The organism is Candidatus Zixiibacteriota bacterium (genome assembly GCA_017999435.1).
Taxonomy (GTDB): domain Bacteria; phylum Zixibacteria; class MSB-5A5; order GN15; family FEB-12; genus JAGNLV01.
This window is the reverse complement of record JAGNLV010000001.1, coordinates 84,855-97,913: the sequence shown is the minus strand read 5'-3', so window position 1 is coordinate 97,913 and position 13,059 is coordinate 84,855. Positions and strand designations below refer to the sequence as shown.

Annotated in this window: 10 protein-coding genes; 7 read left to right on the top strand and 3 right to left on the bottom strand. The window is 63.1% G+C overall.

Annotation, left to right across the window (positions count from 1 at the left end; all coding sequences use genetic code 11):
* Nucleotides 1-9 precede the first annotated feature (9 nt).
* From KA261_00420 to KA261_00400, 5 genes are all read left to right on the top strand, one after another.
* Nucleotides 10-921 (top strand): glycosyltransferase, encoded by a 912-nt coding sequence (locus KA261_00420; protein MBP7696247.1) that lies wholly within the window; start codon nucleotides 10-12, stop codon nucleotides 919-921.
* A gap of 53 nt (nucleotides 922-974) precedes the next feature.
* Nucleotides 975-1,697: a ComF family protein gene (locus KA261_00415; protein MBP7696246.1), complete on the top strand. Its 723-nt coding sequence runs from the start codon at nucleotides 975-977 to the stop codon at nucleotides 1,695-1,697.
* 3 nt (nucleotides 1,698-1,700) lie between these two features.
* Complete coding sequence (xerD, locus tag KA261_00410; protein MBP7696245.1) at nucleotides 1,701-2,633, top strand: site-specific tyrosine recombinase XerD; 933 nt, start codon at nucleotides 1,701-1,703, stop codon at nucleotides 2,631-2,633.
* Entirely contained in the window at nucleotides 2,578-3,576 is a 999-nt protein-coding gene (locus KA261_00405) for a diguanylate cyclase (protein MBP7696244.1), read from the top strand. The genes xerD and KA261_00405 overlap by 56 nt, the downstream gene beginning before the upstream one ends.
* 455 nt (nucleotides 3,577-4,031) lie before the next feature.
* A complete protein-coding gene (locus tag KA261_00400) occupies nucleotides 4,032-4,817 on the top strand; it encodes a hypothetical protein (GenBank protein ID MBP7696243.1) in 786 nt (261 codons plus the stop codon).
* 315 nt (nucleotides 4,818-5,132) lie between these two features.
* On the opposite strand, the gene KA261_00395 is transcribed toward KA261_00400, so the two are convergent.
* The 3 genes from KA261_00395 to KA261_00385 all read right to left on the bottom strand — a co-directional run bounded on the left by KA261_00395 (nucleotide 5,133) and on the right by KA261_00385 (nucleotide 9,955).
* Nucleotides 5,133-5,837 (bottom strand): hypothetical protein, encoded by a 705-nt coding sequence (locus KA261_00395; protein MBP7696242.1) that lies wholly within the window; start codon nucleotides 5,835-5,837, stop codon nucleotides 5,133-5,135.
* Complete coding sequence (locus tag KA261_00390) at nucleotides 5,750-7,663, bottom strand: hypothetical protein (protein ID MBP7696241.1); 1,914 nt, start codon at nucleotides 7,661-7,663, stop codon at nucleotides 5,750-5,752. The genes KA261_00395 and KA261_00390 overlap by 88 nt, the downstream gene beginning before the upstream one ends.
* 171 nt (nucleotides 7,664-7,834) lie before the next feature.
* Nucleotides 7,835-9,955, bottom strand: coding sequence for a glycosyltransferase family 39 protein (locus tag KA261_00385; protein MBP7696240.1), 2,121 nt, complete (start codon nucleotides 9,953-9,955; stop codon nucleotides 7,835-7,837).
* 657 nt (nucleotides 9,956-10,612) lie between these two features.
* On the opposite strand from KA261_00385, the gene KA261_00380 reads away from it, so the two are divergent.
* Together KA261_00380 and KA261_00375 are read left to right on the top strand one after the other, a co-directional pair.
* Nucleotides 10,613-11,437, top strand: a complete 825-nt coding sequence (locus KA261_00380) for a T9SS type A sorting domain-containing protein (GenBank protein ID MBP7696239.1) — start codon at nucleotides 10,613-10,615, stop codon at nucleotides 11,435-11,437.
* Between the two features lie 687 nt (nucleotides 11,438-12,124).
* Nucleotides 12,125-12,994, top strand: coding sequence for a hypothetical protein (locus KA261_00375; protein ID MBP7696238.1), 870 nt, complete (start codon nucleotides 12,125-12,127; stop codon nucleotides 12,992-12,994).
* The last annotated feature ends 65 nt before the right edge of the window (nucleotides 12,995-13,059 follow it).

The window sequence follows — 13,059 nt, the reverse complement described above, 5'->3', positions numbered from 1 at the left end:
CTTGGAGGCATGGCGGATCAGACCTTCCCCTGCGTGTCGCTGATCATCCCGACCTACGGTCGCGAAGAACCGCTGGTGGCCTGTCTGAGGTGCGCGCTGAATCAGTCCTACCGCCCGCTGGAAATTCTCGTCATCGATCAGACCGGGGAGCACGATCCGGAGACGGTCCGGTTTCTCCAGGGCGCGGCCGACCGGGTGCGGGTCATTCGGCACGCACCGCCCAGCGCGGTCACGGCGCGCAACTGCGGGCTGCACGAGGCGCGGGGCGAGATCCTCATCTTCATTGACGACGACACGACGTTCGGGTCGGGATTTGCCGCGGCCCACGTCGCCGCGCACCGGCGCGGGGCCGAGGTCGTCCAGGGACGGGTGGTGGAGCCGGGGCGCGGCGTGGCGCACCGGCCCCAGTGGGTGCGGCCGTGGCTGCGATTTGTGGGCAGCAACACGCACGACCGGGCGGGCGTCACCAACACCCTCACCGGCTGCAATTTCTCGCTCTCGCGCCGAGCGGCTGACCGGGTGGGGGAGTTCGATCCCTTATTCTGCGGCGCCCTGGTCCGCGAGGATGCCGACTACGGGGCGCGCTGCCGCCGCGCCGGGCTGCGCATGGTTTTCGACGCCGATGCCTGCCTGACCCACCACCGGGCGGCGGGCGGAGTGGACCGCGGCGTGACCGGACGGGAGCGCGAATTCGATCTCTCGCTGCTGCGCAATGAACTCTATTTCGCCCGCAAGCATTTCGCGCCGCCGGCGGTCTGGCTGTACAAGCTGCGCATGGCCCGGCGGCTGCGGCGGATTGCCCGGCGGTCCGGCGGGGTTCCGCCGCACCCGATAAGAAAGCTCATCCGCCAGGCCGACGGCCAGGCGCGATTGATGGTCCGGGAAGGCGAATTGCCTGAACTATCCGACGCCCCGCGATGATGGGGAAGGCGTTTTTTGCTTGAGCCGCCGGGCCGGGGAGATGAGAATTCCGTATGCGCTGGTCGGCCCTAATCGAAAATCCGGTCACCCGGAGCGTGCTCGACTTCCTCTTCCCGCCGCTGTGCCTGGGATGCGGCGTGTTCTACGATGGCGACAACCTGGTGTGCGGGCGCTGCGAGGCCGGCCTGGCGGCGCTGGCGTTCGAGGGAACCATCTGCGCCGGATGCGGAGCGGTGATGTCCGCCAGCGGACGGTGCCCCGAGTGCGGGCCGGCGTTCTGGCCGCTGTTCGCGTTCGGCGACTACCGCCCCCCGCTGAAAGAAATCATCCTCCAGTTTAAGTTCAAAGGGATCGTCGCTCCCGCGGACTGGATCGCGGCGAGACTGGCCCCGGTGGTCGACCGGTACCGGAGCGAGATCGAGGCCAGCGCCCTCGTGCCTATACCTCTGCACCCGCGGCGCGAGCACTACCGGGGGTACAACCAGGCGCGCGTCTTTGCGGAGGCGCTCGGCAAGCGGCTGGGGCTGCCGGTCGAAACGGAGCTGCTGGCGCGCGTCCGACACCGCCGGCCCCAGGCACGGATCGACCGCCGACGGAGGGAAGTGAACGTGCACGGGGTTTTCGAAACTGCCGATGACGACGGGCCGCGCCTCGGCGGCCTCATCCTGGTTGATGATGTCGTCACGACCGGGGCGACCATTCGAGAGGCGCGCCGCGTGCTTGAAGCGTCCGGGCATGGGGTGGCCGGGGCGGCGGCGATGGCGCACGGAGTCTAGATCATGGGCACAGTCGCAGCACACATCGAAGACTTCCTCGGCTACCTCAAGCTGGAGCGCGGGATGGCAGCCAATTCGGTGGCCGCGTACCGGAGAGATCTGTGCGAGTTTGCCCGGCTGGCGGCGCCTGGCAGGAAGGGGGAGGCTGCCGGTCAGGTTGCGGTCGAACGTATCGACAGCCGGGCCGCGGCGGCGTACCTGAAGCATCTCACGTCCAAGGGGCGGAAGCCGGCCACCATGGCGCGCAAGATTTCCTCCTTAAAGCAGTTCTTTAACTATCTCGTCGATTCCGCTGTCATCGCGACTAATCCGGTGGCGGGTCTCGCCGCGCCCAGAATTGCGAGGTACCATCCGCACTATCTGTCTCCCCGGGAGATCGAGCAGATGATCGACTCGATCGACACGACCCAGCGCCACGGCTGGCGCGACCGGATGATCATCGAACTCCTGTACGGCAGCGGGCTGCGGATCTCAGAGTTGATCGACCTGGAGCTGGGAGATATCGAGTTCGAGGCGGGGTTCATCCGGGTGACCGGCAAGGGAAACAAGCAACGGTTGGTGCCGCTCGGGGGATATGCCCGGAGGGCGATTGACGAATACCTGGCCGAGGCGCCCGACAGGAAGGTGATCGACGGGGCCAACGTGTTGTTGAGAAACGACTTAGGAGGGAAAATCTCTCGCGTGGGGGTATGGAAAATCATCAAGAAAGCGGTGCTGAAAGCCGGGATCACTAAACCGGTGTCGCCCCACACGCTCCGGCATTCCTTTGCCACCCATTTGCTTGAAGGGGGGGCGGATTTGCGCGTCGTACAAGAAATGCTCGGTCATGCCGATATATCTACAACACAGATCTATACGACCATTGACCGGGACTATATCATTGCGGAGCATCGAAAGTACCATCCTCGGGAGCTGGCCCGGCCCAAAGACCAGTGAGGCTCCGAAACGGCCCACCTACCACTTTGCGGTCAAGCAGGTTGGGGTCGACCTCGATTTCCACCTTCGGCAGTTTTTCGCCGGTCAGGAGGTGTCCTTCCATTACTTCGGCTCGGTCGAAACGCTGCTGACCATCTGCCATCGCTTTCCCGTCGACGCCATCGTCATCGCCAGCCGCTACGACCTGACGGTCGAAGTGGAAATGATCCGAGCGATCAAGGACAACGTCTTTCTCTCCATCATCCCGGTCATCGTCTACCACCCGGACCCGCCGACCGACGTCATGGTGGCCGCCTACGAACAGGGGGCGGAGGACTTCATCTACGGGGAATGGCGGGACAAGCTCGTCAAAGTGCGGATCAGGACCGCGATCGAGCGCAGCCGCCGCGACCTGTCGATCAACCCCTCGACGCGGCTGCCCGGGCCCGCAATCATCGAGCGGGAAATCCAGCGCATGCTCGAGATGCAGGCGGAGTTCGCGGTCGGCTATGTCGACCTGGATAATTTCAAAGCCTACAACGACTACTACGGATACTACCGGGGGGACAAGGTCATCCAGCTCACCGCGCGCGTGGTCAAGGACGCCGTCTGCGACCTGTGCGACGGCGGGTTTGTCGGACACATCGCCGGCGACGATTTCATCTTCATGGTCCCGGTCGACCAGGTGGAGCGCGTGTGCCAGGCGGTGATCCGGACATTCGACACGCTCATTCGGTTTTGCTACGAGGAGGAGGATCGGGAGCGGGGGTACATCACCACCAAGAGTCGGCGCGGCGAGATTGAGAATTTCCCGCTGCTCACGGTGTCGATCGCGGTGCTGCTCAATAGGAACGGGACTTTCGCGCACATCGGGGAGATGGCGAAAATGCTGGCCGACCTCAAGAAAGCGACCAAGCAGAAAGCCGGATCGAATTACATGGTGGAGCGGCGCGGGAAGTACTAGGCGGCGGGAGCCGCCCGCAATCGTCGGGCGGCGTCGGATCTGTGTCACCGCCGGCGACTGGCCGCGCCGGATGAATAAGCTGCGCGGTCAGCTGCCGGGGAGTCGGGCATCCTGCAAACTATACGCGCACCGGCGGCGACTATCTGCGGCCCGGCCGGCGAGGGGAAGGAAACCCGCCGGCATTGGCGGGACGCCGACCGGAAGAGTCGTTGACAAACTTGTCGGCGATTGGTAGGTTGCGGCGGACATGGCGGCACCCGGCAGCCGGGAAACAGCCGCCGCAGGGTTGGTGTCGGTTTCGCCGAACCGCTCCGAGATTCACTCAGCCCGGCTGCGGTCTGCGCCGCGGGACATGCTTCGGAGCCGGCCGCGCCTCTCGAACCCCGGGGGGCCGGCGCGCGGCCGGCGGCGCCGGTACGAAAGTTCGCGGGGCGTCTCGCCCAGGAGGACAGCTCATGTGGAAGCGTCTGATCGTTCTCTCAGCAGGATTGCTGATTGGCGTGCCTTGGTCGGGATGCGGGTCGGGGCCGGAGGAGTCGGCTGACGTCGGACCGGAGCCGCCCTCCCGCGTCGTGGGAATGTTGCAGGGCGGTTTGACCTGGCCGGCGAGTATCAGTGTCTGGTTCGAACACCCGGATCCGGCGTCGATAGATTCGTTCCTGATCTATCGCAAGATCGGCGACGGCTCATTCGCCCCGGTGAAGGTGAAAACGCTGCAGCCGGCCGCCGGGACCGGCAATCCAAAGGGGGGCGAACCCGGGGATGTTCCGCCGCCGCCGGGCAGCGTAGATGTTCCCTTCGACTCCGGACTCCTGGAGCCAAACTGGTTCTATGTCACTGCCATGGACGAGGGACGGGAGAGCCGGCCCTCCGAGATCATTTCCCTGGTGCCGCTCGACGTAGCCTCGGACTGGGGCCGTATCGCCGTCACCAGCCCGCTTGATTACGACACGCTTTCGACCGCACGGCCAACGCTGGCCTATCAACCCTATCCGGGCGCGGAGTCGTACGTCGTGTGGCTGTTCCAGCCGGCTGAGAGCGGTCGGAAATCATTGTACCTCGGGCGCACGGGTGCGACCGAGTTGCCGCTGGCGCCGGATTCCTCATCCATGTACTACTACTACTATCGTATGGAGGTTGATAGCCTGCCCCCGGGGACCTACTGGTGGACGCTGTTCGGGATCGGGGCGGACGGTATTAGTGTGGCATCGGGGGGCGTGGAGTTCGAGATCGCGTACTAGTCCGACGCGCACTATAGATGGCAATGTGCCTCGGCCGTTCGGCGCAGTCTCTTGCTGTCGGGTTCCCCGGTCCCTTCGACCCTCGGAACCCGGCCTACTATGCTCTAAGTGCTCGCGGGGCCCGGCCAATGTCAAAACCGCAGGGGTTCTGCCCTACGCGCTCCTTTCGCAGCGCTATCACACGATCCTTGATCACTCGCCTCGTCTGCCCTTGTCATCGAATGATCGCCAGTTTGCCGATCTGGGTGGGTTCACCGGGGATCTCGACCACCCAATAGTACAGGCCGGTCTCGACCTTCTGATAGTTCCGGTTGATCAAGTCCCACTTCTGCCGGCGGTGAGCCGGATCGGCCGGCTCATGTCGTGATCGAGGGTGCGGACGCGATCGCCGTCGAGCGTGAAAATGTGAATCGTGCATATGGGCGGCAGGTTGGCGAACCAGATCGCCCGGACGCGCTCATCCCAGCGGTCGTTCTGATTGCGGCCCTCGAACCCCTGGTCGCGATACCCGGCATCGGTGCGGTAGGGGTTGGGGAAGACATAGATGCGATCAGATCCGGAGATCGGGGCCTCCCATTCATGCAGGGGGAATGCTTTGACCAATCCCGAGTCGCGGGGGGACTCGAGCGGCTCAACGCCCATGGCGGGCGAGCCGAAATCAAACGCGGTGACGTTCAGCCAGTAGGGGACACTGGGCAGGAGCCCCTCAATCTCGAACTCGTACTCGAAGAATTTCAAATAGCCGTCATCGGTGTACATCTCAGGGGTGAGAGAATCAGGCGGAAGAGTGCGGGGATCGGGCATCTCCGGGTAACACTTGCGAATGGGCGTAGTCACTCCCATCGAGGAGGCGTTGTAGTCGTGGATGCGAAACCAGAAGATCGAGTCGTCGGGGAAGCCGGGGTGCCGGTACGGGGCGAGCTGGTCAAAGGTTAACGGGTCGAAGGTAGAATCCTCGCAGGGATCGGGAGCAGCACCGTAGAGACAGCGCAGGAGCGACAAGGTGAACGGTTCATCCATGAGCCGCCAGGTGACACTTCCTTCCGGATCGGCCAGAAGCATGTACTTGTGTAGTCTTCACGGTCATACGAAGCGACGACCGAGAGGCTTGTGCGTCGCTCGTCACGGCCGAGGTAGATGCGGTACCCCTCGAAATCGACGCGCTGGAGGAAGATGTCTTTTGCGGTTTCACTCTTCTCGCCGTTGAAGCGTACATGGAATCCGTTGTGGATTGGAGTAACCCAGAGGTGCGGGGCGGGCGGCGAAAGGGCCCCCCGGTAATCGGGGATGCCGTCCCCCCTATACCACTGGGTATCGGCTTTGTTGACTACCCACCGGTCGCCAATGAGCATGGAGTCACGCACGCACACCCGGTACTCGCCGGAGTAGCCGTCACCGTCGGTGTCAATCCCGGGATTGTCGTAAACCCACTGCGCCATGAGGGCGTTGCGGTCAAGGTCGGAGAAATTGACCCCGGCTTCATAGAGGTCGGGACGCGCGGGCAGGTGGCGATAGTTACTGGGATCGGTGTGGAAGTCTTCACCGCCGACGACGGCGAAGACGATCGAGAACCGGCCGCCGGGTGACACATCGAAGGGGCCCCAGGAGAGGAGGGCTTCCGGCCACACGCCGCTGCTGACCGCGTTGGCCAGCTCTGGAGGGACCGGGAGCCAGCCGCTGAAGGGGGTCGACGCGATCCGGCTCGCCTGGTAAGACGGGTAATCAACCTCGTTAGCGGCCAGGAGGCGGTAACGGCTCTTGTCGGTGTTCACGTACACAAAGCCCGGGACGTACGAGGGTACGAGCGCGTCTTGGCTCGGCTGGAAGGAGAAGATCCCCTCCTCCGGATCAGGATGGAGGACCGATGCCCACCAGTTGTAGTGGAGGGTGTAAGCCGGATGTGGAGCGCACAGAGGGAGGATCCCGATGATCCCTCTGGTCGAGCCGTAGTAGCACTTCCTGAAAGAATCATAAAGCGGGTTTTCCAGCCACTCGCCCTCGTACGGATCGCCCGAGGCGGTGGCATGCCAGGCGGTATTGAGAGTATCAAGGTGATCGCAGCCGAAAGCCGCCGGCGCCACAGTGCGAATGCCGCAGACTGTCCATTTGGGTCCACAATCCTCGCACGGGTCGCGAAGTCCAACTGAGGGTATGATGTGAAGGCCGGCGTAGGTCTCACGCCATAGCATAGTGCCCTCATTGCGAATGTCTAATCGAACGATAGCGAAGTCCTCGGCATAAGTCATCGACCATGCATACGATGCCTGCCTGACGAAAGCGCCGAGGCTGAGCGGATTCGGGGCGAGGTGGTCCCCGAGTTTCCACAGGCCGAGGCTGTCATCATACGTGCAGAGGAGGTCTTCCTCAGAGACAGCTTCCGCATCGGGTCCTCCGAAACGGTCGGTGATCGACCGACGGACAAATTCGCCAGGCGGCGAAGAGGGGAGCCATTCTCCGGCAATCGCTTCCTCAGCAAGGTAGTAGTAGCCGTTTGAGACAACCGGGTCGCGGCTGCCTTGGACACCGAGCCATAGATCGATCTGCTCCAGGTAGTCGCGCCTGCTCCCGCGCGGGAACTCGCAATGACCGAGGATGGTATCGCCGGTGAAGGCGTCGCGCCCCGACTGTGCGATGGCGCCGCGATTGGAGACGCCGAGAGCGAGCTGGTTGACGATGTGGGTGGTCGTACGGGAGTAATGGTCGGGCAGAGAGTCTCCCTGCGCAACCGCCGCTGCCACGGAGCGAATGAACTGTGACGGCTCCTGCAGCGCATGGGAAGAGAGGGGGAGAAGCAGGGTCGCGGACATCACTGCGATCTTGGTCCCCAGTTTCCGCGAATTGGCCATTAGGCCCCGGTGGTTCCCGCTCATCTCCGACCCCACTGCTTATGCAAATCGGCAGAGTACTCTCTTGAAGGATAAAGTGTGCGCGGCGACACGTCAAGCGCAGACGACAGGGCGCCGACAGTCTTCGGATGTCGCGTTCCCCGGACCCCGACCTCCCGCCTTGCCGGGCGCTTAGCGCCCGATCTGCTCGCGGAAGCGGAGAGCCGGTTCGTAGTTCGGGTTGGACCGGAGAGCGGCGTTCAGGTGGGCGTTCACGGAATCCGGGGGCATGCCGCCCTCGCGGTAGGCGACCGCGATCAGGTAATGGGCCTGATAGAGCGTGGAGTCGCGCCGGAGCGCTTTGTCGAGCATGTAGATGCCGTCGGCGAACCGCCTCCGCTCCATGAACGAGAGCCCCCAGTTGAAAAAGTCGGCGGCGGAGGGTTCGGTCAGCGCCTGGCCGCGCAGGAAAAGCGAGTCCGACAACTCGTAGCGCTCCTGGCGGGCAAAAAACGCAGCCGCCTGGTAGGAGACCTCCGGCGACTGAGGAGCAGCGTGAACGGCGGAATCGAAATAGGCGACCGCCACGTCGGGGCGGCCGAACTGCTCGAGCCCTTTGCCGATATTCATGTAGATCAGCCCGAGTTCGTTGGTACGGGCGAGCATGCTGTCGTAATGCTGCCGGGCCGCGACAAACAGGACGAGCGACGAATCCAGATTACCGCGCTCCCCCACCAGCAGGCCGAGATTGTTCAGGGCGCGGTAAAACGTGGGATCGAGACCCAGGGCGCGCCGGTAAGCCCGGTCGGCCTCGTCGAGCTTGCCCAACTGGTGCTGTACGCGGCCGAGGTTGGTCAGGAGAGCCGCCGATCCGCCGAACGACCGGTCGGCAGCCAGGTATTCCCGCTCGGCGGCCGCGTAGTCGCCCAGGTGCTCGTACTTGATTCCCTCGTTGAAATGCACCTGGAATTCGTTGCGGCCCCCCTCGTCGTACCACAGGCGGTTGCATAACACGAGCGGGACCAGGAAGATGACGCCGGCGACCGCCAGCTCCTTCAGGCGCCGCCGGCGGGTGAGCTCGACGGCTTTCACCAGACCGGCCGCCGCGAGAATGATCATGAACGGAACCAGCGGCAGGCGGTGGCGGGCGGTCACGAGAAAGAGCACGATCGTCGGGATGTAGCCGATGAGGAAGAGGTACAGCGGGGCCAGCCTGTCGGTCTCCCGGCGGCGCAGGTAGAGGCCGGCGAGAGTGAGCGGCAACAGGAGGCCGAAGGGGAAATCGATCGGACCGTCCCACAGCAAGAGCGAATAGAGGAAGGACTTGCCGCGCTCGTAGTAGATGTCGGAGTTGTCGGAATTCTCAAAACCGCTCACGAGGTACACCGTCTTGCGCCAGACCAGCCCGGCGAACGCCGCGGGGTTGTCCTTGATGAATTGCAGCGAGCGGCGCGTCCAGAAGTCGGAGGATTCGGATTCGGACAGGCGGCGGCCGGCCAGCCGCTCGGCGGCCTCGTGGGCAGCGGGCGCGAAGCGGTCCCAGGTGAGCCCCTCGGTCAGCTCCACCTCCCCCATCTGCATCGACAGCCCGTTGGCCAGCGGGTTGTTGCCCAGGTAGAGGTTCACGCCCCCCTGCGAGGAGATGAGGATGAAGTCGCCGGTGACAAGGAGGTTGCGGACGGTCACCGGGAGGATGACGATAAGCAGGCCGGCCAGGAGGATGATCGGGCGGCGAAGGCGGGTCAGGAATCTCTGGCGGCGGGGGGAAACGTAGAACACCCAGAGCAGGAACAGCGGGATGACGAGAAGCACGTTGGGGCGGCTGATCGCCGCCAGCCCGAAAACCGCCCCCGTCAAAAGCCACGACCGCCACCGCTCCGAGGCCCGGAAGGCGACGAGGCGGTATATTCCCCAGACAAGGAAGAACAGGAAGACCACCGAGATGAGGAACATCGACTCGTAATAAAGGGCCGTGCCGTACACCGCGTACACCACGCCTGCCAGCAGGCCCACCGGTCGGCTGAAAAGCCGTTCGCCAAGGCCGACCAGGAAGAAGGCGGTGCCGCCGGTAATCAGCAGCTGGAGGAACTTCGCCCAGAAAACCGACTCGCCCGTCACGAACGCCAGGAAAGCAAGGACATAGGGATAGAGCGGCGCCCGAAACCAGGTCCCCTGGCCGAAAAACGACGTGTGAATGATCTCCCGCGCCCACTCCCAGTGCCACTTCTCGTCAACCATGGGGACGGTGAACCCGGGATGGGAGGCCAGCTCGAGGAGGTAGACCCACCGCACGGCGACCGCGAGTGCGGCCACCAGAAGAGGGTACTTATACGTTCGGAGGAAAGCTCTCATATGTGAGGCGGGCGCGTTGTTGGTCACCGTCTCCGCTGGGGCGGGACGACCCCTTGTGTCCATTCAGCCGGTCAGGTTGAAGTCGGCGATATTTCAGGCGACCCAAATTTGCGCCCCGACGGGGCGAAGTCAAGCCCTAATCGCAGAGTCTGCGGCGGGCGGGGAGAGGGACCGGGGGGAGGGGGCGGCGGCGAAACGGGGTCAACGTGGAGCCGCACGGCGCAGGTTGTGCGCCGGATGCGATGCGAGACCGCCGTGCGACCGGAAAAGATTTCCCGAAATTTCATTGAAAATTCATTATAAAAAAGCGGAACTACGCCCGTGCGGGCGTTGTACTAATCGTAGGACGGTTGCAGGCCCACTGGGACGTTGTGCAGGGAATCGGACGAAGCGAGTGATTCGAAATCGGAAAAGCGCCTTGACAGATCGCGAATCATTTCGTATTTATTTAACAGATCCCCACGAGAACACCGCCGACTGCAAATCAGTGACAAGCTGACGGACGATTGCTTGCTGGCATTTCGTGTTACGGAAGATACACGTGGCAAGGAGCGCAACGGAGGAATCTGGAAGCTCGGTCACGGAGAAAGACACAACCAACTCCAAGGAGGTAGAACCTTGAGTAAACGCGTAAACATGCTGATGGTCGCGGCCGCGGTGCTGGTGATGCCGGCGCTCGTCCTGGCCGGGTCCGCCCATCAGTTCGCAGTCGGGAAGAGCGTTGCCAGCCAGACCGAAGCCAACGTGGTGACGGTGCCGCTCGTGGTAACCAACGAGGCCAACCTGGCGGCCATGGACATCCCGCTGAAGTTTTCAGAGGGCGTGACGCTCCAGGCGGTCGAATTCGACGGGACCCGCACCGAGTATTTCGACCTGAAGATTGCGAACATCAACAATGAGAACCGCACCGTCATCATCGGGCTGCTCCCGCAGATCACCCCGGATTTCAAGCCGGATCTGGAGGCGGGGACCGGGGTGGTGGCCAATCTGGTGTTCCGGATTGACGACCCGACGGCGCAGAACGTTTCCCTCGAGACGTTCACGACCGAGAACCCGGGGCACGAGCTGACGTTCGTGTACCACACCGACGATGCCGGCCAGCTGGGCCAGTATGTCGTGAACCCGGAATTCTCGACGGTTTCGTTCTCGCTGACCGAGGCGGCCGGCGCGAATCTGCCGAAGCAGTTCGCGCTGAACCAGAACTACCCGAACCCGTTCAACCCGTCCACAACCATCAGCTTCGCCCTGCCCAAACCGTCGCACGTCGAACTGTCGATTTTCAACGTGCTGGGGCAGCAGGTGGTGAAGCTGGCGGACGGCCAGTTTGACGCGGGCGAGCATGCGGTGACGTTTGACGCCTCCCGCATGGCCAGCGGCGTGTACTTCTACCGCATTCAGACGGACGAGAACACTGAAACGCGGAAGATGATGCTGCTGAAGTAAGCGGCCGATACGTGAAGCAGGCGTTAAGCAGGCGATTCTGAACTGAAAGTTTTCTGCGGAAACTCTCCCTCGCGACGGCGGGGGAGAGTTCTTTTTTGTGGCTGCGACCGCCGGAAACGACGCCTCAACGGCCGTGACGACGGCTCGAGCCTCCGGCAGTCAACCGATGCGGGGCACGGCTGCTCCAGGGCGGCTGATGGCGGTGCCAATCTGGTCGCCAGGAAAAAGACGCAAGTTGAGACTGACAGCAGTTTCTGCGACACCGCCGGGACAGAATTTGCGAAAAAGGCAGTTCTGCGGGCGATCGGACCAATCGTGCTTTGACGTAAGATCTGTACCGACAAAGAGATAGCCGTTTCAGGCGATGATTGGCACGGAGTTTGTATATATCTGAGACATCGGGTAGCGTAGTGCGAACAGACCCGCAACCTGACGCACTACATGGAAGTATGAGCAGTATTTCTTGGCGGTTAGACTGCTTGTGAGCTTTCCCGATTGGTGAGGAGAGAGAGGCCTCGAGTAATCGAGGCCCTTTCTTTTTTGGGCAGCCCACGGCTCGTCCCGGCGACGGTCCCGTCAAATCCGAGGGCGCACGGATCACCCCTTGACACCTCTCCCGACCGCCCGTTATCCTTCCATTACTAATTGAGCAGGGACTGACAGGATTCGCCCACCGAGGAGGTCGGTATGCCGACACGTCTGCTGATGCTTGGCCTCATACTTGCGGGAGTTGCCTTCTTCTCCTGCTCGGACGATGACGAGGCCACCGGATGGAACGATGAGTTCTCGTTTGAGCTGACTGCCGGGACGGTCGAGGGGGACCCGGTGCCGAATCTGAGAGTGAGCATATGGTCGCTTTTTGACGGTCTGCCGATTTATCGGCGCGCCGCCGGGGAAACGATGGAGCCGCAGGTTATGACCGTAATCGGGTTCGATCTGCCGCAGGCCTGCTCGGTGAGTCTTGCAGTGTACGACCTTGCGGGCGGACTGGAGACCACTCTCGTGGCGCAGCCGCTCGACGCCGGTGTCTACTCGGTCGCGTGGAACGCCGGTGCCGGGTCGGAGGTGCTGCCCGACGGCGTGTATCGGGGCGTGTTCCGCGCGGCGAGTGGGTCAGGGGAGCCGCTGTTTCAGGATACGATCTGCATGGTGTTGTGGCGGCCGGATCCGGAGGCGAACGTCTACGGGTATACCGATGCCGGGGGGCGATTCACAACCCGGGATATCCTGAGATTTCCGCATCTGTTCCCGCTGCCCCCGCTGCGGCACACCAACGAGGTCGGAACGGAATTGGGGACTTTCAGCTACCGAAGCTGGGTCATGGTCTCCCTCAAGGATACGGCCACGGGGGTGCACCTTGAATATCTCACCGAAATCCTCAATGAGCGAAACCAGATCGACTACACCTGGACCCCCGCGCAGCCGGACAGGGCCGCGGATTTGCCACAAGAAAGAGGCGCAACCGGTCCCTGTCAGACGGAGGGACCGGCGACCGTACTGGGCCCGCCGCCTACGGAGTTCCGGCTTTGTCAGAACTATCCCAACCCCTTTAACTGACCGGGGGGGTGGCGGGCGGTCGCGGAGCCCGTCGTTTCCTGCGTTTCAAGCTTTACACGGTTCGG

Bases quoted from the DNA above. Each gene is read 5' to 3' on its own strand.
- KA261_00415 (MBP7696246.1), top strand. From the start codon at position 975: ATGCGCTGGTCGGCCCTAATCGAAAATCCGGTCACCCGGAGCGTGCTC.
- KA261_00395 (MBP7696242.1), bottom strand. From the start codon at position 5,837: ATGGATGAACCGTTCACCTTGTCGCTCCTGCGCTGTCTCTACGGTGCT.
- xerD (MBP7696245.1), top strand. From the start codon at position 1,701: ATGGGCACAGTCGCAGCACACATCGAAGACTTCCTCGGCTACCTCAAG.
- KA261_00390 (MBP7696241.1), bottom strand. From the start codon at position 7,663: ATGGCCAATTCGCGGAAACTGGGGACCAAGATCGCAGTGATGTCCGCG.
- KA261_00400 (MBP7696243.1), top strand. From the start codon at position 4,032: ATGTGGAAGCGTCTGATCGTTCTCTCAGCAGGATTGCTGATTGGCGTG.
- KA261_00420 (MBP7696247.1), top strand. From the start codon at position 10: ATGGCGGATCAGACCTTCCCCTGCGTGTCGCTGATCATCCCGACCTAC.
- KA261_00375 (MBP7696238.1), top strand. From the start codon at position 12,125: ATGCCGACACGTCTGCTGATGCTTGGCCTCATACTTGCGGGAGTTGCC.